Source organism: Miltoncostaea oceani, assembly GCF_018141545.1.
GTDB lineage: Bacteria > Actinomycetota > Thermoleophilia > Miltoncostaeales > Miltoncostaeaceae > Miltoncostaea > Miltoncostaea oceani.
The window spans coordinates 2,865,214-2,886,423 of sequence record NZ_CP064356.1; the positions used below are offsets into that span (position 1 = coordinate 2,865,214).

The 21,210-nt window shown below is 76.2% G+C and carries 25 protein-coding genes; 18 read left to right on the forward strand and 7 right to left on the reverse strand.

The annotated features are described in order from the left end of the window. Positions 1–39 precede the first annotated feature (39 nt). The 3 genes from hpt to IU369_RS14655 are packed head-to-tail and all read right to left on the reverse strand — an operon-like array spanning position 40 to position 2,436. Entirely contained in the window at positions 40–573 is a 534-nt protein-coding gene (gene hpt / locus IU369_RS14645; RefSeq protein WP_217921722.1) for a hypoxanthine phosphoribosyltransferase, read from the reverse strand. Further along, on the reverse strand, positions 570–1,871 hold the full coding sequence (tilS, locus tag IU369_RS14650; RefSeq protein ID WP_217921723.1) for a tRNA lysidine(34) synthetase TilS: 1,302 nt from the start codon (positions 1,869–1,871) through the stop codon (positions 570–572). Before tilS ends, hpt begins: the two co-directional genes overlap by 4 nt. Before the next feature lie 43 nt (positions 1,872–1,914). Then, positions 1,915–2,436, reverse strand: coding sequence for a TlpA family protein disulfide reductase (locus IU369_RS14655; RefSeq protein WP_217921724.1), 522 nt, complete (start codon positions 2,434–2,436; stop codon positions 1,915–1,917). Positions 2,437–2,510: 74 nt separating this feature from the next. Between IU369_RS14655 and IU369_RS14660 the strand changes: the two genes are divergently transcribed. After that, complete coding sequence (locus IU369_RS14660; protein WP_217921725.1) at positions 2,511–2,993, forward strand: phosphatase PAP2 family protein; 483 nt, start codon at positions 2,511–2,513, stop codon at positions 2,991–2,993. 11 nt (positions 2,994–3,004) lie between these two features. Next, the gene (locus IU369_RS14665; RefSeq protein ID WP_217921726.1) at positions 3,005–3,478 is read left to right on the forward strand and encodes a DUF4383 domain-containing protein; all 474 of its coding nucleotides are present in this window, start codon (positions 3,005–3,007) and stop codon (positions 3,476–3,478) included. On the opposite strand, the gene IU369_RS14670 is transcribed toward IU369_RS14665, so the two are convergent. Then, positions 3,475–4,386, reverse strand: a complete 912-nt coding sequence (locus IU369_RS14670; protein WP_217921727.1) for a GGDEF domain-containing protein — start codon at positions 4,384–4,386, stop codon at positions 3,475–3,477. The genes IU369_RS14665 and IU369_RS14670 overlap by 4 nt on opposite strands. Positions 4,387–4,446: 60 nt before the next feature. On the opposite strand from IU369_RS14670, the gene argF reads away from it, so the two are divergent. The 5 genes from argF (at position 4,447) to IU369_RS14695 (ending at position 8,197) form a co-directional block, all read left to right on the forward strand. Beyond that, the gene (argF, locus tag IU369_RS14675; protein ID WP_217921728.1) at positions 4,447–5,406 is read left to right on the forward strand and encodes an ornithine carbamoyltransferase; all 960 of its coding nucleotides are present in this window, start codon (positions 4,447–4,449) and stop codon (positions 5,404–5,406) included. Positions 5,407–5,419: 13 nt separating this feature from the next. Then, positions 5,420–6,163: a rhomboid family intramembrane serine protease gene (locus IU369_RS14680; RefSeq protein WP_217921729.1), complete on the forward strand. Its 744-nt coding sequence runs from the start codon at positions 5,420–5,422 to the stop codon at positions 6,161–6,163. Position 6,164: 1 nt separating this feature from the next. Further along, positions 6,165–6,440 (forward strand): putative signal transducing protein, encoded by a 276-nt coding sequence (locus IU369_RS14685; RefSeq protein WP_217921730.1) that lies wholly within the window; start codon positions 6,165–6,167, stop codon positions 6,438–6,440. A gap of 35 nt (positions 6,441–6,475) precedes the next feature. Beyond that, on the forward strand, positions 6,476–7,660 hold the full coding sequence (locus IU369_RS14690; RefSeq protein ID WP_217921731.1) for an FIST signal transduction protein: 1,185 nt from the start codon (positions 6,476–6,478) through the stop codon (positions 7,658–7,660). Positions 7,661–7,780: 120 nt separating this feature from the next. Further along, positions 7,781–8,197: a hypothetical protein gene (locus tag IU369_RS14695; RefSeq protein WP_217921732.1), complete on the forward strand. Its 417-nt coding sequence runs from the start codon at positions 7,781–7,783 to the stop codon at positions 8,195–8,197. A 3-nt stretch (positions 8,198–8,200) separates the two neighbouring features. Here the strand turns inward: IU369_RS14695 and IU369_RS14700 are convergent, their stop codons facing one another. After that, positions 8,201–9,220, reverse strand: coding sequence for a zinc-dependent alcohol dehydrogenase (locus tag IU369_RS14700; protein ID WP_217921733.1), 1,020 nt, complete (start codon positions 9,218–9,220; stop codon positions 8,201–8,203). Between the two features lie 181 nt (positions 9,221–9,401). Here IU369_RS14700 and IU369_RS14705 point away from each other — a divergent pair, with 181 nt between their 5' ends. The 11 genes from IU369_RS14705 (at position 9,402) to IU369_RS14755 (ending at position 20,328) form a co-directional block, all read left to right on the forward strand. Continuing rightward, positions 9,402–10,175 carry a polyprenyl synthetase family protein gene (locus IU369_RS14705; RefSeq protein ID WP_217921734.1) on the forward strand — a complete coding sequence of 258 codons (774 nt, stop codon included), beginning with the start codon at positions 9,402–9,404 and terminating at the stop codon, positions 10,173–10,175. 59 nt (positions 10,176–10,234) lie between these two features. After that, positions 10,235–11,068, forward strand: coding sequence for a serine/threonine-protein kinase (locus tag IU369_RS14710; protein WP_217921735.1), 834 nt, complete (start codon positions 10,235–10,237; stop codon positions 11,066–11,068). Positions 11,069–11,171: 103 nt separating this feature from the next. Continuing rightward, positions 11,172–11,564 carry a hypothetical protein gene (locus tag IU369_RS14715; protein WP_217921736.1) on the forward strand — a complete coding sequence of 131 codons (393 nt, stop codon included), beginning with the start codon at positions 11,172–11,174 and terminating at the stop codon, positions 11,562–11,564. A 107-nt stretch (positions 11,565–11,671) separates the two neighbouring features. Further along, positions 11,672–12,679 carry an adenosyl-hopene transferase HpnH gene (gene hpnH, locus IU369_RS14720; RefSeq protein WP_217921737.1) on the forward strand — a complete coding sequence of 336 codons (1,008 nt, stop codon included), beginning with the start codon at positions 11,672–11,674 and terminating at the stop codon, positions 12,677–12,679. Beyond that, on the forward strand, positions 12,676–13,308 hold the full coding sequence (locus IU369_RS14725) for a phosphorylase family protein (RefSeq protein ID WP_217921738.1): 633 nt from the start codon (positions 12,676–12,678) through the stop codon (positions 13,306–13,308). The genes hpnH and IU369_RS14725 overlap by 4 nt, the downstream gene beginning before the upstream one ends. Then, entirely contained in the window at positions 13,305–14,294 is a 990-nt protein-coding gene (gene hpnA, locus IU369_RS14730) for a hopanoid-associated sugar epimerase (RefSeq protein ID WP_217921739.1), read from the forward strand. Before IU369_RS14725 ends, hpnA begins: the two co-directional genes overlap by 4 nt. Continuing rightward, positions 14,291–16,180, forward strand: coding sequence for a squalene--hopene cyclase (gene shc / locus IU369_RS14735; protein WP_217921740.1), 1,890 nt, complete (start codon positions 14,291–14,293; stop codon positions 16,178–16,180). The genes hpnA and shc overlap by 4 nt, the downstream gene beginning before the upstream one ends. Beyond that, positions 16,177–17,043 carry a squalene synthase HpnC gene (hpnC, locus tag IU369_RS14740; RefSeq protein ID WP_217921741.1) on the forward strand — a complete coding sequence of 289 codons (867 nt, stop codon included), beginning with the start codon at positions 16,177–16,179 and terminating at the stop codon, positions 17,041–17,043. The genes shc and hpnC overlap by 4 nt, the downstream gene beginning before the upstream one ends. Continuing rightward, on the forward strand, positions 17,040–17,894 hold the full coding sequence (hpnD, locus tag IU369_RS14745) for a presqualene diphosphate synthase HpnD (protein WP_217921742.1): 855 nt from the start codon (positions 17,040–17,042) through the stop codon (positions 17,892–17,894). The genes hpnC and hpnD overlap by 4 nt, the downstream gene beginning before the upstream one ends. Further along, complete coding sequence (hpnE, locus tag IU369_RS14750; protein ID WP_217921743.1) at positions 17,891–19,231, forward strand: hydroxysqualene dehydroxylase HpnE; 1,341 nt, start codon at positions 17,891–17,893, stop codon at positions 19,229–19,231. Before hpnD ends, hpnE begins: the two co-directional genes overlap by 4 nt. A 164-nt stretch (positions 19,232–19,395) precedes the next feature. Continuing rightward, positions 19,396–20,328 carry a phosphatase PAP2 family protein gene (locus tag IU369_RS14755; protein WP_217921744.1) on the forward strand — a complete coding sequence of 311 codons (933 nt, stop codon included), beginning with the start codon at positions 19,396–19,398 and terminating at the stop codon, positions 20,326–20,328. On the opposite strand, the gene IU369_RS14760 is transcribed toward IU369_RS14755, so the two are convergent. Next, positions 20,261–20,596 (reverse strand): hypothetical protein, encoded by a 336-nt coding sequence (locus IU369_RS14760; RefSeq protein ID WP_217921745.1) that lies wholly within the window; start codon positions 20,594–20,596, stop codon positions 20,261–20,263. The genes IU369_RS14755 and IU369_RS14760 overlap by 68 nt on opposite strands. Positions 20,597–20,694: 98 nt before the next feature. Further along, positions 20,695–21,207, reverse strand: coding sequence for a PH domain-containing protein (locus IU369_RS14765; RefSeq protein WP_217921746.1), 513 nt, complete (start codon positions 21,205–21,207; stop codon positions 20,695–20,697). Positions 21,208–21,210: the final 3 nt, after the last annotated feature.

Below are 21,210 nucleotides of genomic sequence, written 5' to 3' on the forward strand. Positions count from 1 at the left end.
CCCGCCGCGGGGTCCCCGGACCCGCTCACGACGGTGGGGTCAGAGCTCCAGCTCGGCGATGTAGGGCAGCTCGCGGTACCGCTCCGCGTGGTCGAGGCCGTACCCGATGACGAAGACGTCGGGCAGGTCGAAGCCGATGTAGCGGGTCGGCATCTTCAGGCGCTTGTGGCCCGGCTTGGTCAGCAGCGAGCAGATCTCGAGCGACGCCGGCTTGCGCGACGCGAGGTTCTTCAGCAGGTACGAGAGCGTCAGACCGGAGTCGATGACGTCCTCGACGAGGAGCACGTGGCGCCCGGCGATCGGGATGTCCAGGTCCTTCAGGATCCGGACGACGCCCGACGAGTGGGTCGCGGAGCCGTACGACGAGACGGCCATGAAGTCGAGCTCGCACGGGACGCTGATGCGCCGGACGAGGTCGGCGATGAAGAAGATCGCGCCCTTCAGGACCCCGATGACGAGCAGCTCGCGGCCCTCGTAGTCGGCGGAGACCTCGGCGGCGATCTCGGTGATGCGCGCCTGCAGCTCCTCCTCGGAGACGAGGGTGCGGCCGATGGACCCGTAGTCGCCGCTCATGCGCCCACCAGCTCGAGCACGACGGCGCGGACGCCGGGAGGGGCGAGCAGGTCGTCGGCGGCGCGGTGGCCGGCGACCCAGACGACGCGGTCGCCGTCGGCCACGACGGGCACCTCGGGACGCCGGCGCGCCGGGACGCCGCGGTCGGCGAGCAGGCGCCCGACCGCCACGTGACCCCCGTCGCGCAGGGGCAGGCGGTCGCCGGGCCGCGTCGACCGCACCCGCAGGGGGCGTCCGCAGGCGACGGCCACCCGGTCCGCCGCGGGCGGCGCGGCGGCGCCGATGCGGGCGGCGACGGCGACGTCCCCGAACCGGACGCGACCCGGGATCCCGAGGTCGGCCTCGGCCGGCGCCGGGCGAGGGGGGCCGCTGACCACCAGCACGCCCCGTGCGACGGCGGCGCGCCCATCACCCGGCAGGTTGACCACGCCGGGCGCCCCGCAGAGTCCGAGCACCCGCGCGAGCGGGCCGGTGCCCGCCGCGTCGGCGGGCAGCCCCGCCCCGGCGACGAGGCGGCGGACCAGCAGGCGGCGCATCGCGGCGGGCTCGGCGAGGAGGGCGTCCACGCGCAGCCCGTCGCCGTCGCGGGCGCGGTCCCACGCCGCGTCGACCAGGGGGGCGATCAGCTCGGCCTCGTCGCGCAGCACCTCGGCGAACGCCGCCACGTGGCGCTCGGCGCCGGGGTGGACCGCGGCGAGCGCGGGCACGAGGCCGTCGCGCACCCGGGTGCGGGCATACGCCGGGTCCGCGTTGGTGGGGTCGACGGCGACCGGCAGGCCGTGGGCGGCGCACCAGGCGCGCGTCTCGGAGGCGTCGAGCGGCAGCAGCGGCCGCACCAGGTCGCCGCGGCGGGGCGCCATGCCGAGGGCGCCCGTCCGCCCCGCGCCGCGGGCCATCCGGAAGAGGACCGTCTCGGCCTGGTCGGAGGCCGTGTGGCCCGTCGCGATCCGCGTGTACCCGCCCGCGGCGGCGACGCGCGCGGCGGCGTCGAGGCGCAGCGCCCGGGCCCGCTCCGGCGCACCGGGCCCCGGCTCCATCGCGAGATCGGCCCGGTGGGTCCGCAGGCCGAGCGCCGCGGCGGCCTCGAGGGCGGCGTCGGCCTCGCCGGCGGAACCCGCACGCAGGCCGTGGTCGACGCTCAGCACGCCGACGGGTCCGTCGTGGACCCGGGTCAGCAGGTGCATCAGGCAGGTCGAGTCGGCGCCGCCGGAGACCATCGCCAGCACGGGCGCGCCCGGCGGCAGCAGACCGTGGCGGCGGCAGTGGTCGGCGACGCGGGCCTCGGCGGACGACGGCACCGACGGAGTATGGAGGACCGCGGGGGCCGCCGCCGCCACCGGATCAGGTCCCGAGCTGCTGCGCGAAGGCGTCGAGCTGCTCGCGGTCGATCTCGCCGGGGAACACCGAGGCGACACGCCCCTCCGCGTCGATCACGACCGTGACGGGCAGGCCCTGCACGTTGAAGTCGGCGGCGACGTCGCCGCTGCGGTCGACGCCGAGCTCGAACGGGATGCCGATCTCCTCGGCGAAGCGGCGGCTGTCGGCCGGGCGGTCGTTCACCGCGATGCCGACGACGTCGAGCTCCGGGTGGACGGTCGCGAACTCCACGAGGGCGGGCATCTCGCGGGTGCACGGCTCGCACCACGAGGCCCAGAAATTGAGGATCACCGGCCGGTCGCGGTCGTCGAGCGTCACCGTGCCGCCGCCGTCGAGGGCCGGCACGGAGATCTCGGGGGCCGGGTCGCGGTCGGGCGCCGTCTGCACCGTCTGGATCGCGTCCCCGCCGAGCCCTCCGCCGCCGCACCCCGCGACGACGAGGGCCGCCGCGACGACGGCCAGGAGGGCGAGCGCACGGCGTGTCATCGCCGCCGACGATAGCAACGCGCCGCACCCCTCCCACCCGCCGCCGGCGCCGCGCGGGCTAGCCTGTCGCCCGCATGCGGACACTCACCCGAATCGACCGCCGCCTCGGGGCGGGGGTCCGCCGCGCGAGCGCCGCGACCCCCGGCGCGCCGGCCGCCGCCCGCGCCCTCGCCGCCGGCATGAGCCCGGCCTTCCGGGTCGTGGTCGCCGCCATGGTCCTGCGCCGCCCGACGCGCGCGGCGGGGCTGCGCGCCCTGGCCGCGGGAGCCGGGGCGAGCCTCGTGGCCCGGGCCCTGCGCGACCGCCTCGGCCGCCGGCGTCCGGGGGCGCGGGCCGACGGGGGGTTCCCGAGCCGCCACGCCGCGGCGTCGGTCGCCATCGCCGCGGCCGCCGGCCGCGACCACGCGCGCATCGGGTCGGGCCTCGCCGTCGCGACGGCCGCCGGGCTGCTGGCGCGGGTCGCCGACGCCGAGCACGAGCCGGCCGACATCGTGGCGGGGGCCGCCCTCGGGCTGCTCGCGGCGCACCTGGTGGAGCGGATCGCGCCCGCGGGATAGGTTGGCGCCGCATGGCCACGGCCCCGCCGACCACCGCCGCCCGCGCCCGCGCCGTCACCGGGGTCGCCCGGGGCATCTCGGGGATCGCGTTCACCCTCGGCCTGCTCGGGGTCCTCAACACCGGCCTCGACGACGTCGGCAGCGACAGCGCCCAGACGCTGTTCGTCTTCCTGGTGCACCCGATCACGGCACTCGCCTGGCTCGTCATCGGCCTCGTCGGCATCGCCATGGCGACGCGCACGTGCTCCGCGCGCCGGTTCCTGGCGGTCACCGGGCCCCTCCTCATCGTGTGGGCCCTGCTGGCGCTGGCCGTCGGCGACGGGGCCACCCAGGTGCTGACCCGGGACCCCGAGGTCGTCGTCATGCACCTCGCGGGCGGCCTGCTGGCGCTCGCCGCGGCCTTCGCCCCCCTCCCGCCCGCGCTGGTGCGCCTGCTCGACCGTGAACCCGGGGACGACCCGGGGGCCGCGCCCCGCGAGACCTAGGAGGCGGCCGCCCAGCGGTGCTCGGGGGCGAAGAGGCTGACGCGGTCCCGGCCGGAGGCCTTCGAGTGGTAGAGCGCCTTGTCGGCCTGGTCGAGCATCCGCGTGCCGTCGTCGCCGTCGCCGTTCTGGAAGTCGGCGACCCCCGCCGAGATCGTGGTGCCCGCCGACTCGCCGCCGGCGACCAGCACCGAGACCCGGGAGACCGCGGCGCGGATCCGCTCCGCCGCCTCGAGTGCCTCCTCCGCCGGACCCGGGACGATCAGCGCGAACTCCTCGCCGCCGAAGCGCGCCGCGATGTCGGACGCGCGGGAGCTGGCGCGGATCGCCTCGCCGACCGCGGTCAGCAGGCGGTTGCCGGCGTCGTGCCCGTGGCGGTCGTTGAAGGCCTTGAACCGGTCCAGGTCGAGCACCACCAGCGACAGGGGGAGCCCGTACCGCTCGGCCCGGCGGCACTCGCGCGGGAGGGCGTCGGCGAAGAAGGCGTAGTTGTGGACGCCGGTGAGCCGGTCGATCAGCGACAGGTTCGCGATCCGCCGCGCATCGCGCTCCTGCGCCCGGTGGCCCGCGCCGATCGCGAGGCCCGTCACCAGGAAGGCGGCGACGCCGAGTGCCATCGCCGCGCCGTCCGCGCCCGGCCGCCCCGAGGCGTACGCGACGGTCAGGCTCGCCACGGCGCCGGCGGCGGCCATGGCGCGGGGCCCGCCGAGGGGCAGCGACAACGCGATCGGCAGGGCGTAGAGGGGCCACGCCGAGACGGAGCCCGCGAGGATCAGGACGGTCGGGACGAGGGTCGCGACGACCAGGAGCGCGTGACGCCTGCGCGCGGCACCGTCGGCGTGGGGCAGTCCCTCGCGATCGTCGAGCAGTCGGTGTATCGGCGTGCCTTCCGCGGGATCCGGGCGCGACACTAGAGGCGCGCTCGGACGTAACCCCGGCCCACGACCGGGCTCCGGATACACTCCGCCACCGTGATCGCCACCCCCTTCACGCCGCACCCGGACATCGCCGGGCGCTCCCTCCTCACCCTGCGCCACCACTCGCCGGAGGGCGTCGCGGCGGTGCTCGACCTCGCCGCCGCCCTCAAGGACGGGCGCGCCGCCGGCTGGCCGCCGCTGCTGCGCCACCAGGTGATCGCCCTGATCTTCGAGCGCCCGTCCACCCGGACCCGGGTCTCGTTCGTCAGCGGCATCGAGCGGCTCGGGGGCTCGGCGATGGTCCTCTCGCCCGCCGACATGCAGCTCGGGCGCGGCGAGACGATCGAGGACACCGCCAAGGTGCTCGGCCGCATGGCCGAGGCCATCGTCCTGCGGACCGGCCCGCACGAGACGCTCCTGGAGCTCGACCGCCACGCCGGCGTCCCGGTCGTGAACGGCCTCACCTACGAGCACCACCCCTGCCAGGCGCTCGCCGACGCCCAGACGCTCCGGGAACGCTTCGGCGACCTGTCGGGCCTGCGGGTCGCCTACCTGGGCGACGGCAACAACGTCTGCGTGTCGCTGATGATCGTCGGGGCGCTCACCGGCATGGAGGTCGTCGCGGCGTGCCCCGAGGGGTACCGGCCGCCCGGGGAGGTCGTCGCATGGGCCGACGCCACCGGCGCCGAGCGTGGCGGCGGGGCCCGCGTCGTGGACGACCCGCACGAGGCCGTCGCCGGGGCCCGCGCCCTCTACACCGACACCTGGGTCTCGATGGGCGACGAGGGCACCGAGGAGCGGCGGCGGCGCGACCTCGCGCCGTACCGCATCGACGACGCCCTGCTCGACCGGGCGGGGGACGGCGCCGTCGCGCTGCACTGCCTGCCGGCCCACGCCGGCGACGAGATCACGTACGAGGTGCTGCACGGCCCGCGCTCGGCCGTGTGGGACCAGGCGGAGAACCGCATGCACGCGCAGGCGGCGCTGCTGGCGCACATGCTCGCCCCGGGGTGAGGTCCACCGCGGCGTGATCCCGTTCAAGGACGTCAACCCGATCCGGCGCCCGGCGGTGCTGACGATCGGGTTGATCGTCGCCTGCGTCCTCGTCTTCGCCTACACGGCGAGCCGGCCCGACGACCTCAGCCTCGACGGGCGGCAGGCGCTCTTCTGCGAGTACGGGCTGGTCGCCGACCACCTCGTCGGGGGCGAGGCGCCCGACGCCGACGCCTGCCAGCAGCTCAACCAGCGCCAGGACCGGCTGCTCGGCCTCGTCACCAGCCAGTTCCTGCACGCCGACGTGCTGCACCTGGTGTTCAACATGCTGTTCCTGTGGGTCTTCGGCAACAACGTCGAGGACCGCCTCGGGCGGCTCCGGTTCCTGCCGTTCTACCTGCTGTGCGGCGCGCTCGCGGGGGTGGCGCAGGCGCTCACCGACCCCGGGAGCCCGGTGCCCCTGATCGGTGCGTCGGGGGCGATATCGGGGGTGCTCGGCGCCTACCTCGTGCTCTATCCACGGGTGCGCATCTGGACCGTCGTGCTGCCATTCTTCTTCCTCCCCTTCAAACTGCCGGCCTGGCTGTGGCTCGGCATCTACTTCGTGCTGCAGTTCGCCTACCTCGGCGACGCGGCCACATCGGGAGGCGGCGGCGTGGCGTACATGGCGCACATCGGCGGGTTCGTCGCCGGCGCCGTCCTGATCCGGCCGTTCCTCGCGGGGCGGCGCGAACCGCCGCCGCGCACCGGGGCGCCCGTCCCCGGCTCGGCCTTCTGAGATGGGGCTCTTCCGCCGCGGGTCCCGGTCCGACGCGGACCCGCCGCGGCCGGAGTGGGTGAAGGTCGCCTTCGCCCGCCACCAGCCGGAGGCGGAGATGCTCGCGTCGTTGCTGGCCCAGCTCGACATCCCGGTGCTGATGCGCCGCGCCACGGTCGACGTGCCCGACATGCTGGCCGGGGGCCCACGGGAGCTGCTCGTCCCCGCCGACCGGGCCCTCGAGGCCCGGGCGCTGCTCGACCCCGTCGAGCCGATCGACGCCGGGCCGGACGACTGACGGCGGGTGGTTGCGCGGTGCGCCATGATCGGTACATGACCCAGCCATCCCTCTTCGGCGTCGGCCTCTCCCGGTCCGGCGACCCCGCGCTCGCCGTCCGCGAGGCGTGCGCCCCGGTGCGGGCGGCACTCGACGGCGCCGCGCCCACCCTCGCCGTCGTGTTCGCGTCGCCCACCCTCTGCGAGCACGCCGAGGACCTCCTCGCCGCGATCCACGCGGAGATCGCCCCCGGCCACCTGATCGGCGCCATGGGCGAGGCGATCGTCGGCCAGGGCCGCGAGATCGAGGACGGGCCGGCGCTCGCCGTGTGGGCGGCGGTCCTCCCCGGGACCGAGGTCGTTCCGTTCCGCCTCGTCGCCCGCCCGGTCGGCGAGGGGATGGGCGTGCTCGGCTGGCCCGACGCCATCGCCGACGCCCCCGCCGGCAACATCGGCCCGGTCATCATGCTCGCCGACCCGTTCACCTTCCCGGCCGACGGCCTCCTCGCCGAGCTCAACGAGGAGCCGGGCGCCCCGGTGGTCGTGGGGGGCCTCGCCTCCGGCGGCCTGAAGCCGGGCGAGCACCGCCTCTTCGCGGGCGAGGACGTGCTGCTGGAGGGGGCGGTCGCCGTCGCGTTGCGCGGCGCGCGCATGAGCACCGTCGTCTCGCAGGGCTGCATGCCGATCGGGCCGGAGATGGTCATCACGGCCGCTGACGGGTCGAGCGTCGAGGAGCTGGCCGGGATGCCGGCGCTGCAGAAGCTGCAGGAGGTCGTCGAGGCCCTCGAGCCCGACGAGCGCCAGCTCGCCGTCGAGGGGCTGCTCGCCGGCCTCGTCATCGACGAGAACACCCCCGACTACGAGCGCGGCGACTTCCTCGTGCGCTCCATCCACGGCGGCGACCGGGAGACCGGCGCGCTGGTGGTCGGCGAGCAGGTGCGCGTCGGGCAGACGATGCGGTTCCACGTCCGGGACGCGCGCTCCGCCGACGAGGACCTGCGCCTCGCCCTGCGGGGCGCCCGCGACGCACTCGGGCCCGCCGGGCCGGGCGGCGCGCTGCTGTTCAGCTGCAACGGGCGCGGGACGCGCATGTTCCCCGAGGCGGACCACGACGCCGCGACGATCGAGGACGAGTTGTCACCCATCCCGACCGCCGGGTTGTTCTGCAACGGCGAGATCGGGCCGGTCGGCGGACGCAGCTTCCTGCACGGCTTCACCGCGACGATGGTGCTCTTCGCCTGAACCTGCGCGCGCCGGCATGTGACACTTGAATCATGCTCGCGATTAATGTGAATCTCACGCTATAGGCCGCGTGCGCCTATACTCCCGAACGCATCACTTACGAGATCAGGGAGAAGCGAAGTGGACGAGGGCGATCAGAGCACCAACGGCGACGGCCAGGGCCGCCGCGGCAACATCGGGAACGAGATCTTCGAGCAGGTCGAGAAGCTGATCGCCGAGGAGGGCCTGAGCCGCACCAACGCGTTCGCCCGCCTGTCCGAGATGACCGGCCGGCGCGCGGGCACGGTGGCCGCGAACTACTACCGGGTCGCCCGCCAGCGCGGGGCCGAGCTGCAGCCGCGCGCACCGCGCGGCTCCAAGCGCGGACGCCCGGCGCGGACCGCGTCGAGCTCGAGCGTGGACGCCGCGCTCGCGAAGGCCACCGAGGCGCTGCAGGACCTGTCGGCGATCGTGAAGCAGCAGGAGCGGGAGCTCGCCACGTTGCGCTCCCAGGCGGAGCAGGTCGACAAGCTGAAGAGCCTGCTCAACCGCATGTGACAGTCACGGTCTCACGGGGTGCTTCTCACCCCGTGAGACCGTCAGCACCTCGGCCACCTGCGCGAGCGTGACGGGTTCGTTCAACAACCCGGCCACCGGCAGGACGTCACGTGACAGCAGGTCGAGCGCCCGGGCGACCGCATCCGGGGTGTGGTGGTACGACCCGCGCACCGTCACCTCCGAGTAGTGCAGCGCGTGGGCCGGCAGGTCCACCACGCCACCCGCCGGCACGCCGCCGTGCAGCACCACCTCGCCGCCCGGCCGGGCGAGCAGCACCGCCGCCCGCCAGGCCTGCGGCCGGCCGACGGCCTCGACCACGAGGTCGGCGCCGCGGCCACCGGGGAGCGCGGCCCGCAGGGCGAGGGCGGCGTCATCGTCGCGGGGGGCGTCGTGCACGACGTCGACGCCGAACCGCCGCGCCCGGTCCCGCCGCGCGGGGCGGGGGTCGGCCAGGTGGACGCGGTCGCCGCGCCCCGACAGGAGCCCCGCGAGCAGGGCGCCCTGGACCCCGCCGCCGAGCACCAGCACCTCGCGCCCCGACCCGGGGCCGCACGAGGCGGCCGTGTGGACGGCGCAGGCCAGGGGCTCCGCGGCCGCGGCGAGCTCGGGCGCGAGGCCCGGGGGCAGCGGGTGGACGTTGCGGGCGACGATCGCGGCGGGCACCCGGACCCGCTCGGCGAAGGCGCCCGTCAGATACACGAGGTGCGGGCACAGGTTCGGGCGCCCCGCCCGGCAGTCGGCGCAGGAGCCGCACGGGGCCGAGTTGGCGACCACGACGGCGTCGCCCGCGCGCAGTCCGCGCACGCCCTCCCCCACCGCCTCCACGACCCCGCACATCTCGTGGCCGAGGGGGGCCGGGAGGGGCCCGAGCGCGGGGTGGGCGCCGGCGGCCATCATCTTCGCGTCGGTCGCGCAGGTGAGCGCGACGGTCACCGCGACCACCGCCTCGTCGGGACCCGGCACGGGGTCGTCGACCTCCTCGAGGCGCAGATCCCCGGGTCCGTGGAGGATCAGGGCGCGCACCGGGACCATGCTACGCCGGGCCCCCAGGCAATAGCATTGCGCCCCGTCGAAGGAGGTCGTCACGCCGTACCCCGAGCACCTGCGCGACGAGGTCGAGGCCTATCTGGAGGCCCTGGACTTCAGTCCCGCCGACCCCCTCGAGCGCGAGGAGGCCGCCGGCACCGAGGGCCTCGTCGAGGCGATGCGGCACTCGCTGCTGGCCGGCGGCAAGCGCATCCGGCCGGTCCTGGCGCTCGCCACCTGCGAGGCCCTCGGGCGCGACCCCGCGGAGCTGATGCCCGCCGCCGCGGCGATCGAGCTGGTGCACACCTACTCCCTGATCCACGACGACCTGCCGGCGATGGACGACGACGACCTCCGGCGGGGGCGCCCGACGTGCCACAAGCTGTTCGGCGAGGACACCGCGATCCTCGCCGGCGACGCCCTCTTCGCCGAGGCGGTCCGGCTCGTCGCCGAGCGCCAGCCCGGCGGCGACGCGACCCGCGTCGGGATCCTGCTGGAGATCAGCCGCGCCACCGGCGTGGGCGGCATGGTCGGCGGCCAGTACCTCGACCTCAGCGACGCCGGCTCGGCGTCGGCGGCGGCGCTGCGGCGGGTCCACGCCCTGAAGACGGGGCGGCTGATGGCCTGCGCGGTGCACTGCGCCCTCGTGCTCGCCCGCCCCGCCCCCGACGTCGACGCCGCCCTGCGCCTGTTCGCCCGCGAGCTGGGGCTGCTGTTCCAGATCGTCGACGACATCCTCGACGTCGAGGGCTCCGAGGAGGAGCTCGGCAAGGCCGTCGGGGCGGACGCCGCGCGCGGCAAGGTGACCTACGTCAGCGTGCACGGGCTCGAGGGCGCCCGGCGGCGCGCCGAGGAGGCCCACGCCCGCGCGCTCGCGGCGCTCGCGACGATGCCGGGGCCGGCGGAGGACCTGGTGGGGATCGCCGACCTCACCTTCGCCCGCCAGCACTGAGCGGGTCCGGCCTGGCCCGCGACGCCGACGCCTGGGGCCTCGCCGAGGGCGACGAGATCGTGCCGGGCCGCCGCGCCGTGCGGCTGCTCGGCGGGGGGCGGCGGTACGAGGCCTACCTCGCGTGGGACGACGACCTCCACGCGCTCGTCGTCGTGAAGGTGCTCCGGCCGGGCCTCGTCGACGACCCGCCGACGCGGGCCGGGCTGGCGGGGGAGGTGGACGTCCTCGGCCGGTTGTCGCACCCCGTCATCGTCCGGGCCTTCGGGTCGGACCTCGACGGGCCCCGCCCCCACGTTGTCCTGGAGTTCCTCGACGGCCCGCGCCTCTCCACCCTGATCCGCCGGTACGGGGTGGTGGTCGAGCAGCTCCTGCCGCTCGCGCTGCAGATGTGCTCCGCGCTCCACTACATGTCCCGCCGCGGCGTGCTGCACCTCGACGTCAAGCCGCGCAACATCATCATGGCGGGACCACCGCGGCTGATCGACCTGAGCGTCGCCCGGCACGCCGACGGGGTCGCCGCGATCACGGGCCCCGTCGGCACCGACGCCTACATGGCCCCCGAGCAGTGCGACCCGTCCCGGTTCCGCGACGTCGGCCCCCCGGCCGACGTGTGGGGCCTCGGCGTCACCCTCTACGAGGCGCTCACGACGCGCACCCCCTTCCCCGCCGGGACGCCGGACGACCGCTTCCCCCAGCTCCACCACGCCCCCGCGGCCTTCCCCGACCCGCGGCGGGTGCCGCCCGCCGTGGGCGACGCGGTGATGGCGTGCCTCGACCCCGACCCCGGCGCGCGGCCCACCGCCGCCGCGCTCGCCGCCACGCTCGAGCCCCTCGTCGACGCGCTCCCGCGCCCGCGCCTCGGCCTCTTCCGCCCCGGTGGGCGCCGCCGCTGACGCCCCTCCCGTGAGAGCACTCTCATCCCCGCCTCACGGAGCGCTCACGACCCGCGCCTAGCCTCGTCCACGACGGTCCGGACGCACCGACGCGGGAGGGACGATGATCGGCAGGCTCGCAGTGGTCGCCCTCGCGGCGGCCATCATCCTCGGAGGGCTCGCGGCGGGGTTCGCCCTCTCCGACGACGACGGGGCCGGTGACGGCCGCATCGGGGTGGTCGACCTGCGCCGGGCCGACGACGCCCCGGAGATGGTCGCCATCGACGACGACGAGGGCGCCGGCGACGGCACCCGCGACGGCGACGGCACGGACCGCGGGGACGACGGCGGGCCGGACAGCCGCGACGGCGACGGCACCCGCGGCGACGACGGCACCCGCGGCGGGGCGACCTCCGTCGCGGCCCCGGCGCCCGCGCCCGCCCCCGCGGCGTCACCCGCGCCCGCCCCGCGCGCCGCCGGCGGCGACAGCTGGAGCGGCGGCGGCAGCTCCGGCTAGCCGGCGCCTCCCCCCGAACGACGCGCGGGCCCCGAGGGGGACCCGCGCGGGGATGTTGGGTTAGAGTCGGACGGTCCGCCCGGACCCCGCGGAACCAGGAGCCGACCGTGCCGAACCGCCCCCGCGCACTCGAACTCGGAATGGCGACGTACCTCGTGAAGAAGCGCCTGATCCGGCGCGAGGCCCGCTTTCCGGTGACGCTCATGCTCGAGCCGCTCGAGATCTGCAACCTCGCCTGCCACGGGTGCGGCCGCATCCGCGAGTACGCGGACGTCTTCCACAAGCGGATGTCCGTCGAGGAGTGCCTGCGGGTCGCCGAGGAGGCGGGCGCGCCGATCGTGAACATCCCCGGCGGCGAGCCCATGATCCACAAGCAGATCGACGAGATCGTGAACGGGATCATCGCCCAGGGCCGCTTCGTCTACATGTGCACCAACGGCCTGCTGATGGACCGGGCGTTCGGGCGCATCCCGCCGACCGACCACTTCGCGTTCGTCGTGCACCTCGACGGCATGCGCGAGGTGCACGACGCCGCCGTCGACCGGGCCGGCGTCTTCGACAAGGCCACCGCCCACATGCGGGAGGCCATCGGGCTCGGGTACCGCGTCTGCACCAACACGACCATCTACCGGGGCGTCGACGCCGAGGAGTACGTCGAGCTGTTCCGCTTCCTCCGGGACATGGGCGTCGAGGGCTGCATCACCGCCCCCGGCTTCGACTACGACTCGGTCACCCACGACCGCGAGCAGTTCCTCGCCCGGCGCGAGTCGCAGGAGCTCTACTCCCGCGTCCACGAGCTGTGCGACCACATGCGGATCCCCTTCTACAACAACCCCCTCTTCCACGAGTTCCTGCAGGGCAAGCGGGAGTACCGGTGCTCGGCGTGGGCGATGCCGACGTACACGGTCGAGGGCTGGCGGAGCCCCTGCTACCTGCTCGCCGACGCGCACGTCGGGAGCCTGAAGGAGCTGTACGAGGGGACCGACTGGGAGGCGTACGGCACCGACCGCGACCCCCGGTGCGCCAACTGCCTGATGCACTGCGGCTACGAGGCGAGCACGATCCTCGACGCGTTCTCCAAGCCCCGGGACCTGGTGGCGCTGGCCCGCTCGTGATCGCCGTGGTCTGCGCCGTCCCCGCCGAGCGACGCGCACTGGCGGGGCTCGCCGGCCCCGACGTGACGCTCCACCTCTCCGGCATCGGCGCGCCCGCCGCCGCCCGCACCGCGCGCGGGCTGCCGGCGGGCCTGCGCGCGATCGTGTCGGCGGGCTTCTGCGGCGCCCTCGACCCCGCGCTGCGGGTGGGCGACCTGGTCGCCGCCGACGTCGTCGCCGACGAGGGGACGGGCGACCGCTTCCCCGCCGACCCCGGCCTGCTCGCCGCCGCGCCGGGGCGCCGCGGCACCCTCGTCACCGCCGTCAGGCTCGCGCGGACACCCGCCGACCGCGCGCGGCTCGACGGCACGGCCGTCGACCTCGAGAGCGCGGCGCTCGCCCGGGCCGCGGCGGCGGACGGCATCCCGTTCCTCGCCCTCCGCGCCGTCACCGACGAGTCGCGCCACCGCCTCCCCGACTTCGACCGCCTCATGGACGCCGCGGGGCGCCTCACCCCCGGCGCGGGGCTCGTCCACTTCGTGCTGCACCCGCGCGAGGTGCCGGCGCTGCTGCGGCTGGGGCCGGCGTCGCGCACCGCCGGCCGGGCGCTGCACGACGGCCTGGAGAGCCTCCTCGAGGTGGTGCGGTGAGCCGCCTCGCCCTCGTGACGGGGGCGACGGGGTTCATCGGCGGGCACGTCGCCACCGACCTGATGGCCTCCGGCTGGCGTGTCCGGGCGCTGGTGCGCGACAACCCGGGGCGCGCGGGACGCCTGCCCGACGGGTGCGAGGCCGCGGCGGGGGACATGTGCGACGCGGCGGCGGTCGCGCGGGCCGCCCGGGGCGTGGACGCCGTGGTGCACGTCGCCGCCCAGTACTCGCTGGCCCGCGCCCGCGGCGCCCGGGTGGAGCACGACAACGTCGAGGGGACGCGCGTCGTGCTCGCCGCCGCGCGCGCCGCCGACGTGCCGATGGTGCACACGTCGTCGGTGGCGACGATCGGCACGCCGCCGGGGGGCGGGCCGGGCGACGAGGACACGCCCCTCGACGAGGCGAAGGTCATCGGCGCCTACAAGCGCTCCAAGCTGGCGTCGGAGCGGCTGGCGCTGGCGGCGGCGGAGGAGGGTCAGCACGTCGTGGTCGTCAACCCGACGGCCCCCGTCGGGCCGGGGGACCACGCGCCCACGCCGACGGGGCGGATCGTCGTGGACTTCCTCGCCGGCCGCATCCCCGCCTACGTCGACACGGGCCTCAACGTGGTGGACGTCCGCGACGTCGCCGCCGGGCACCGCCTCGCGCTCGAGCGGGGGACCCGCGGGCGCCGGTACATCCTCGGCGGCGAGGACATGACGCTGCGCGAGATCCTGCGCGTGCTGGCGGGCCTCAGCGGCCGGCGGGCGCCCCGGGTGCGCATCCCCCACGCGCTCGCCATCGCCGTCGCCGCCGTCGACGAGGCCGTCGAGGGCGGCGTGCTCCGCCGCGAGCCGGTCGCCCCGCTCGACGGGGCGCGGATGGCGCGCACCTCCATGTTCGCGGACGGCGGCCGGGCCCGCTGCGAGCTGGGGGTGCCGTGCTCCCCCGCCCGCCTCGCCCTGGCCGACGCGGTCGACTGGTTCCGGGCCCGCGAGGCGGCATGAGCACCGGGGCCGTCCACGACCCCTCCGTCCGGGCCCGCGCCCGGGAGGCGCTCGAGCGGGGCGCGGCGCACCTGCGCGGCATGCGCGCCCCCGAGGGCTACTGGTGGGCGGAGCTCGAGTCGAACCCGACGATCACGGCGGAGCACGCGTTCATGCTCCACGCCCTCGGGCTCGCCGACGACGCGACCCGGCGGCGCCTCGCGAACGAGCTGCTGGCCACGCAGGGCGACGACGGCGGCTGGCGGGTCTGGTACTCGGGCCCCGCGGACCTCTCGACGACGGTGGAGGCGTACTACGCGCTGAAGCTGTGCGGGGTGCCCGCGGACGACCCGCGAATGGCGGCGGCGCGGGCCGTGGCGCGCGACCTCGGCGGCGTGAACCGCGCCCGCTTCTTCACGAAGCTCTGGCTGGCGGTGCTCGGCCGGTACCCGTGGGACGCGATCCCGGTGCTGCCCCCCGAGATGATGCTGCTGCCCCCCCGCGCGCCCCTGTCGCCGTGGCGGTTCGCCTGCTGGGCGCGGGGCACCTTCGTCGCCCTCATGGTGGTGCTGTCGCGGCGTCCCGTGTACGCCCAGCCGACCGGCGTGGACGAGCTCTTCCTGGAGGAGCCGGGGGCGGGGCCGCCGCCGGGTCCGCGCACCCCCGGCCGGTGGACGCCGTTCCTGGCGTGGACGATGCGCGTCGCACGCGCCTACAACCGGCGGCCGGTCCCCGCGCTGCGGCGCCTGTCGGAGGCCCGGGTCGCCCGGTGGATCTGCGAGCGCCAGGAGGCCGACGGGTCGTGGGGCGGCATCCAGCCGCCGTGGGTCTACTCGATCCTCGCGCTGCACAGCCTCGGCTACCCCCTCGACCACCCCGTCATCCGGCGCGCGCTCGACGGGTTCGACGACACGTTCTCGATGCACCTCGACGGCGACCGCCTGCGCATCCAGGCGTGCCTGTCGCCCGTCTGGGACACGGCCCTCGCCGCGGTGGCGCTGGAGGACGCCGGGGCCGGGGACGGCGACCCGGACCTGGCGGCGGCCCGTGACTGGCTCCTGTCGAAGGAGGTCACCCGCATCGGCGACTGGCGTACCATCCCGCGACGCGGACGGGCCGGGGGATGGTCGTTCGAGTTCGCGAACGAGTGGTATCCCGACACCGACGACACCGCCGAGGTGCTGATCGCCCTCCGCCGCGCCGGGACCCCCGCCTCGCACCCCGCGATCCGCCGCGGCGTGGACTGGCTGCTCGCGATGCAGAGCTCGAACGGCGGGTGGGGGGCCTTCGACGTCGACAACGACCACGCGATCATGCGGCAGCTCCCCCTCTGCGACTTCGGCGAGGTGATCGACCCGCCGACCGAGGACGTCACGGCCCACGTCGTCGAGGCGCTCCGCGCGTGCGGGGTGCCCGCCGACCACCCCGCCGTGCGGCGCGGCGTCGCGTACCTGTGGGCGACCCAGCGCGACGACGGCTCGTGGTGGGGGCGCTGGGGCGTCAACCACGTCTACGGGACGGGGGCGGCGCTGCCCGCCCTGGCGGCCGCCGGCGAGGACATGGGCGACCCCCGCGTCCGGCGGGCGGTGGACTGGCTCGCGGCGCACCAGAACCGCGACGGCGGGTGGGGCGAGAGCGTGCTGAGCTACACCGACCCCGCGTGGATCGGGCGCGGCGACTCCACGCCGTCGCAGACCGCGTGGGCGCTGATCGGCCTGCACGCCGCGGCGCCGCGGCACCCCGCCGTCGCCCATGGGCTGCTGTACCTGGCCGACACGCAGAACCCGGACGGGTCGTGGGACGAGCCGTACTTCACGGGGACCGGGTTCCCCGCCGACTTCATGATCCGGTACCACTCGTACCGGCAGGTGTTCCCGGTCAGCGCCCTCGGGCGGCTCGCGCGATGACCCCCACCACCGGCGACGCCCGCGCCGCGGGCCGGGCGGCCGTGCGCGCGCACGACGAGAACTTCCCCGTCGCGTTCCTGCTCGCCCCCGCCGACGTCCGGTCGGACATGGGGGTCGTCTACGCGTTCTGCCGCACCACCGACGACCTCGGCGACGAGGGTGACGGCGGCCCCGCGGCGCGCCTCGCCGCCCTCGACGCGTGGGAGGCCGACCTGCGCCGGGCGGCGGACGGCGGGGAGGCCCCGGCCCTGCCGGCGGCGGTGGCGGAGCTCGCGGACCGGCGGGGGATCCCGCTCGACGTGTTCACCCGCCTGGTCGAGGCGAACCGGATGGACCAGCGCCGGTCCCGCTGGGACACCCACGCGGAGCTGATCGACTACTGCCGCCACTCGGCGACGCCCGTGGGTGAGATGGTGCTGGGCGTGCTCGGCTACCGCGACGCGTGGAGGACCGGTCTCTCCGACGAGACGTGCATCGGGCTGCAGCTCGTCAACTTCTGGCAGGACGTCGGGCGGGACCTGCGCGACCGCGACCGGGTGTACCTGCCGCGCGAGGCGATGGAGGCGCACGGCGTCACCGTGGACGACCTGCGGCTCCCCGCGGCGACGCCCGGAGTGCGAGCGGTGATCGCCGAGGAGGTCGGGCGGGCGCGGGCGCACCTCGAGGCGGGCGCCGGGCTGCACCGCCTCGTGCCGCGGCGGGTCGCCCTCGACCTGCGCATGTTCACCGCCGGCGGGCTCGCCCTGTGCGACGCCATCGCCGACCAGGGCTTCGACACGCTCTCCCGGCGACCGGCACCCGGCCGGATCGGCCGGGCGCGGATCGCGGCGCGCGCGCTGCGCCACGCGGCGCGCGGCCGATGACCCGGGAGGAGGCCTACGCCCACTGCGGCGCCGTCGCCCGGTCGGAGGCGCGCAACTTCTACTTCGGCTTCGTGCTGCTCCCCCGGGAGCGGCGCGACGGCATCTACGCGGCGTACGCGTTCAGCCGGCGGGCGGACGACGCCGTCGACGGGGACGAGCCGGTCGCGGAGCGCCTGGCCGCCGTCGGGGCGCTGCGCCGCGAGCTCGACCTGTGCGCGGCGGGGACGCCACCCCCCGACGACCCGGTGCTCGTCGCCCTGGCCGACGCGATGCGCCGGTTCGCGATCCCGCGGGAGCACTTCGACGGCCTGATCGACGGCGTCGAGATGGACCTGACGGTCACCCGGTACGCGGACTGGCCGGCGCTGCGGCTGTACTGCGACCGGGTCGCCGGCGCGGTCGGCCTGGTGAGCCTGCACGTCTTCGGGTTCCGCGACCCCCGGGCGCCCGGGTATGCGGAGCAACTGGGGCTGGGGATGCAGGTCGTGAACATCATGCGCGACGTCGCCGAGGACGCCGCCCGGGGACGGGTCTACCTCCCCCAGGACCAGATGGCGGCCCACGGCGTGACCGACGACGACCTCGTCGCGGGGCGGCTCACCCCCGGGTTCCGGGCGTTGATGGCCGACCAGGCGGCGCGGGCCCACGCGTTGATCGACGAGGGCGAGCGGCTCCTGCCGCTGCTCGACCGGCGCGCGCGGATGTGCGTGGCGATGCTGTCCGGCCTGTACCGCGCGATCCTCGTGGAGATCGAGGCCCGCGACCACGACGTCTTCGCCGGCCGCGTCGCCCTGTCGACGCCGCGAAAGCTCGCGTTGATGGCGCGCCGCACGGCCGGCGCCCTCTGGTGAGCGCGGCCACCCCCCACGTCGTGGTGTGCGGCGGCGGGCTCGCCGGGGTCGCGGCGGCGTGCGAGGCGGCGCTCGGCGGGGCGCGCGTCACGCTCGTGGAGCGGCGCCCGTTCCTCGGCGGCCGGGCGTTCAGTTTCCGCGACCCCGACAGCGGCCGCGAGGTCGACAACGGCCAGCACGTGTTCCTCGGCTGCTGCCCCGCCTACATCTCGCTGCTGCGGATGCTCGGGACGCTCGGGCACACGACGTTGCAGCGCCGCCTCGACACCCCCGTCCGCGACCGTGCGGGGCGCCGGGGCGCGCTGCGCGCCGCCCCGCTGCCGGCTCCGCTGCACCTCGCGGCGAGCTTCGCCGCGTACCCGCTGCTGAGCGCCCGGGAGAGGGCCGCCGCCCTGCCGGCGCTGGCGGCGTTGGCGGCGCGACGGCGGGAGGCGACGGAGCGCCTCGACCAGCGCAGCTTCGGCGACTGGCTCGCGGAGCACGGGCAGGGCCCGGGGGCGGTCGCGCGGTTCTGGGACCTGATCGTGCTGCCGACGTGCAACGACCGCAGCGACCGGGTGTCGGCGGCCCTCGCGGCGTTCGTGCTGCGGCGGGGGTTCCTCGAGTCGCCGCGCGGGTCGGCGGTCGGCTGGTCGCGGGTCGGGCTCACCCGCCTCGTGGACCCGGCGGCGCGGCGGTGGCTGGAGGCGCGCGGCGGCCGGGTCCTCGACGGGCGCGGGGTGGCGTCGGTCGAGCCGGGGGTGGTGACGCTGGGCGACGGTGAGCGCCTCGCGGCGGACGGGGTGGTGGTGGCGTTGCCGCCGGGGCGCGCGCGGGAGGTCGCCCCCGGCGCCCTGCCGGACGACCCCGGCCTGGGGACGTCGCCGATCGTGAACGTCCACCTCTGGTACGACCGTCCGGTGATGGACGAGCCGTTCACGGCCGTCGTGGACTCGCCCGCCCAGTGGATCTTCAACCGCACCGCGATGGGGGCCGAGCCGGAGCCGGGACGGGCCCCCGACGGCACCCACCACCTCGCCGTCTCGATCTCGGGGGCGCGCGACGAGATCGACGTGCCGCGCGCCCGCCTCGCCGCCGACCTCCGCGCCGAGGTCGAGCACATCCTCCCCGCCGCCCGCGGCGCCGACCTCGTGGCGAGCGCCGTCGTGAAGGAACCGCACGCGACGTTCGCCGCCGCTCCCGGCCAGGCCGCCCGCCGGCCCGGACCCCGCACCCCGATGCCGGGCGTCGCGCTCGCCGGGGCGTGGACGGCGACGGGCTGGCCGGCGACGATGGAGGGCGCCGTCCGCAGCGGCATCCGCGCCGCCCGGCTCCTGCGGGGGGATCTCCGGGGCTGACCCCAAGGTCCAATCGGACCTCGACGCGTGGTCCACGTGGCCGCGACCCCGTGGTCCATTCGGACCTCGACGCGTGGTCCACGTGGACCCTCGGACGCCCCCGTGCCGGGCCACCGTCGGGGGGAGACCGCCCGGGGACCCGGTGTTACGATCGGCGTCGATCAATGGTTCCGCGATGGCGGTCGTCGCTCGTGCGGAGGTCCACCGGACAACGGCTCTCCCGCCGCCCCGAGGGCGGCCGGGATCTCGACGCGCTCCGCGGCGCGCTGGTGGACGGTGCCGCCAGCGCCGGGGGCGGGGTCGCGTCGGGGCTGCGCACGGCGCGGCGGGCCGCGGCGTCCGTCGGCGACGGGCGCCGCGAGGCCACGATCATGGCCGCCGCGTACGGGGTGTACCTCGTCGTCCGCGGCCTCTGGGGCGGGACGCTGGAGGAGGGCCGCGCCAACGCCGCCGCCCTCATCGAACGGGAACGGGACCTCGGCATCTGGGTCGAGCCGGCGTGGCAGCGGGCGTTCGCCGAGAACAACCTCGGCCTGCCGGCGTGGAGCGCCTTCTACGTCCTCAGCCAGGTGATCGTGCTGCCGCTCGCCCTGTTCCTCGTCTACCGCCACCGCCGCGCGTCGTACGCGTTCCTCCGCAACATGGCGCTGCTGTCGTGGGCGGGCGGGCTCGCCTGGTACGCGCTCCAGCCGGTCGCGCCGCCGCGCCTCATCGCGTCGGGCCTGGAGGACACCGTCAGCACCCAGACGCCGGTGGCGCTCGACTCCGACCTGGTGCGCCTCGTCTACAACCCCGTCGCGGCGATGCCGAGCCTCCACGTCGGGATGGCGCCGGTCGTCGCGTGGGCGCTGTGGCGGCTCACGCCCTGGTGGTGGTCGCGGGCGCTCGGGCTCGTGTACCCCGTCCTCGTCTCGGTGGCCGTCGTCGTGACCGGCAACCACTACGTGCTGGACATCGCCGGGGGCGTCGCGGTGGTGCTGCCCGCCGCGGTCGTCGCGGCGTGGCTCGCGCGGGCCCCCGGCGGGGCGCCTACGGTCCCGGGGGGATCGCCACCATCGGACGGGTCGGGTCCGCTGCCGCGCGCCGCCCCACCTTGACGACGCCCCACAGCAGCTCGCGGTAGTCGGCGGGGGAGCCGACGCCGGCGACGTCCAGCTCCGTCGCCAACCGGTTCGCCCACGCCACGAGGCTCGCCTGCGGGCTCGCCGTCGCGTCCAGCACCGCCTGCTCGTACAGCAGGCCGCCCAGGGCACGCAGGTCCGACATCACCACGATCCGGGGACGGGGCGGCTTCGGCTTGGCGCGGCTCCGCCGGCGGGGTGGGGCGGGCGGAGCGGGACGGGCGGCGAGTGAGGCGGGGGCCAAGTCGTTCTCCTGGGGGCGGGCGAGGTGCCGGGGTGTGACCTATCCCCCCTGTCGGCGCGTCAGGGCGCCGGGTACGTCCCCCATTCGGGGGATCCGCCTCAGAGACCGGTGGTGGTCGCGTCCGTCCCGTGGGCCTGGTGGGAGTACTCCGCCACGATCCGGACGAGGCGCTGCGGGTCGGCGATGCCGGTGTAGTGGAAGCCGCTGTCGTCGACGTCGGAGCCCGCCGTGTCGAACTCCACCGACCCGACCTTCATCAGCCGGTCGAGGAAGCTCTGCGAGATGTTGACGTTCTGCACGCGCTCGAACCGCGCGGTCTGCTCCTTGCGGGCGAGGATGCCGCGCCGCACCCGGAGCCGCTGCGTCGTCACCAGGTACAGGGTCGCGTACCGCTGCAACGTGTCCCACACGACCACGACGGCGAGCAGGACCAGCGAGATCAGCAGCCACTGCCAGTACGGCAGCCCCGTGCCGGTGTCCGTCGCGCGCAGCAGCCCCGCGCCGATCACCGGGAGCAGCGCCAGCGGGATCCACAGGATGTAGAAGCTGAGGTGGGCGCGCCACGACGGGCGGCCCCGCCAGAGGATCCTCTCGCCGTCGAGCAAGTCCATGGC

Excerpts from the sequence above, each read along its gene's own strand:
- IU369_RS14715 (WP_217921736.1), top strand. The coding sequence starts at position 11,172 with ATGATCGGCAGGCTCGCAGTGGTCGCCCTCGCGGCGGCCATCATCCTC.
- IU369_RS14665 (WP_217921726.1), top strand. The coding sequence starts at position 3,005 with ATGGCCACGGCCCCGCCGACCACCGCCGCCCGCGCCCGCGCCGTCACC.
- hpnC (WP_217921741.1), top strand. The coding sequence starts at position 16,177 with ATGACCCCCACCACCGGCGACGCCCGCGCCGCGGGCCGGGCGGCCGTG.
- hpnD (WP_217921742.1), top strand. The coding sequence starts at position 17,040 with ATGACCCGGGAGGAGGCCTACGCCCACTGCGGCGCCGTCGCCCGGTCG.
- IU369_RS14655 (WP_217921724.1), bottom strand. The coding sequence starts at position 2,436 with ATGACACGCCGTGCGCTCGCCCTCCTGGCCGTCGTCGCGGCGGCCCTC.
- IU369_RS14755 (WP_217921744.1), top strand. The coding sequence starts at position 19,396 with ATGGTTCCGCGATGGCGGTCGTCGCTCGTGCGGAGGTCCACCGGACAA.
- hpt (WP_217921722.1), bottom strand. The coding sequence starts at position 573 with ATGAGCGGCGACTACGGGTCCATCGGCCGCACCCTCGTCTCCGAGGAG.
- IU369_RS14660 (WP_217921725.1), top strand. The coding sequence starts at position 2,511 with ATGCGGACACTCACCCGAATCGACCGCCGCCTCGGGGCGGGGGTCCGC.
- IU369_RS14685 (WP_217921730.1), top strand. The coding sequence starts at position 6,165 with ATGGGGCTCTTCCGCCGCGGGTCCCGGTCCGACGCGGACCCGCCGCGG.
- IU369_RS14765 (WP_217921746.1), bottom strand. The coding sequence starts at position 21,207 with ATGGACTTGCTCGACGGCGAGAGGATCCTCTGGCGGGGCCGCCCGTCG.
- shc (WP_217921740.1), top strand. The coding sequence starts at position 14,291 with ATGAGCACCGGGGCCGTCCACGACCCCTCCGTCCGGGCCCGCGCCCGG.
- IU369_RS14705 (WP_217921734.1), top strand. The coding sequence starts at position 9,402 with ATGCGGCACTCGCTGCTGGCCGGCGGCAAGCGCATCCGGCCGGTCCTG.
- IU369_RS14690 (WP_217921731.1), top strand. The coding sequence starts at position 6,476 with ATGACCCAGCCATCCCTCTTCGGCGTCGGCCTCTCCCGGTCCGGCGAC.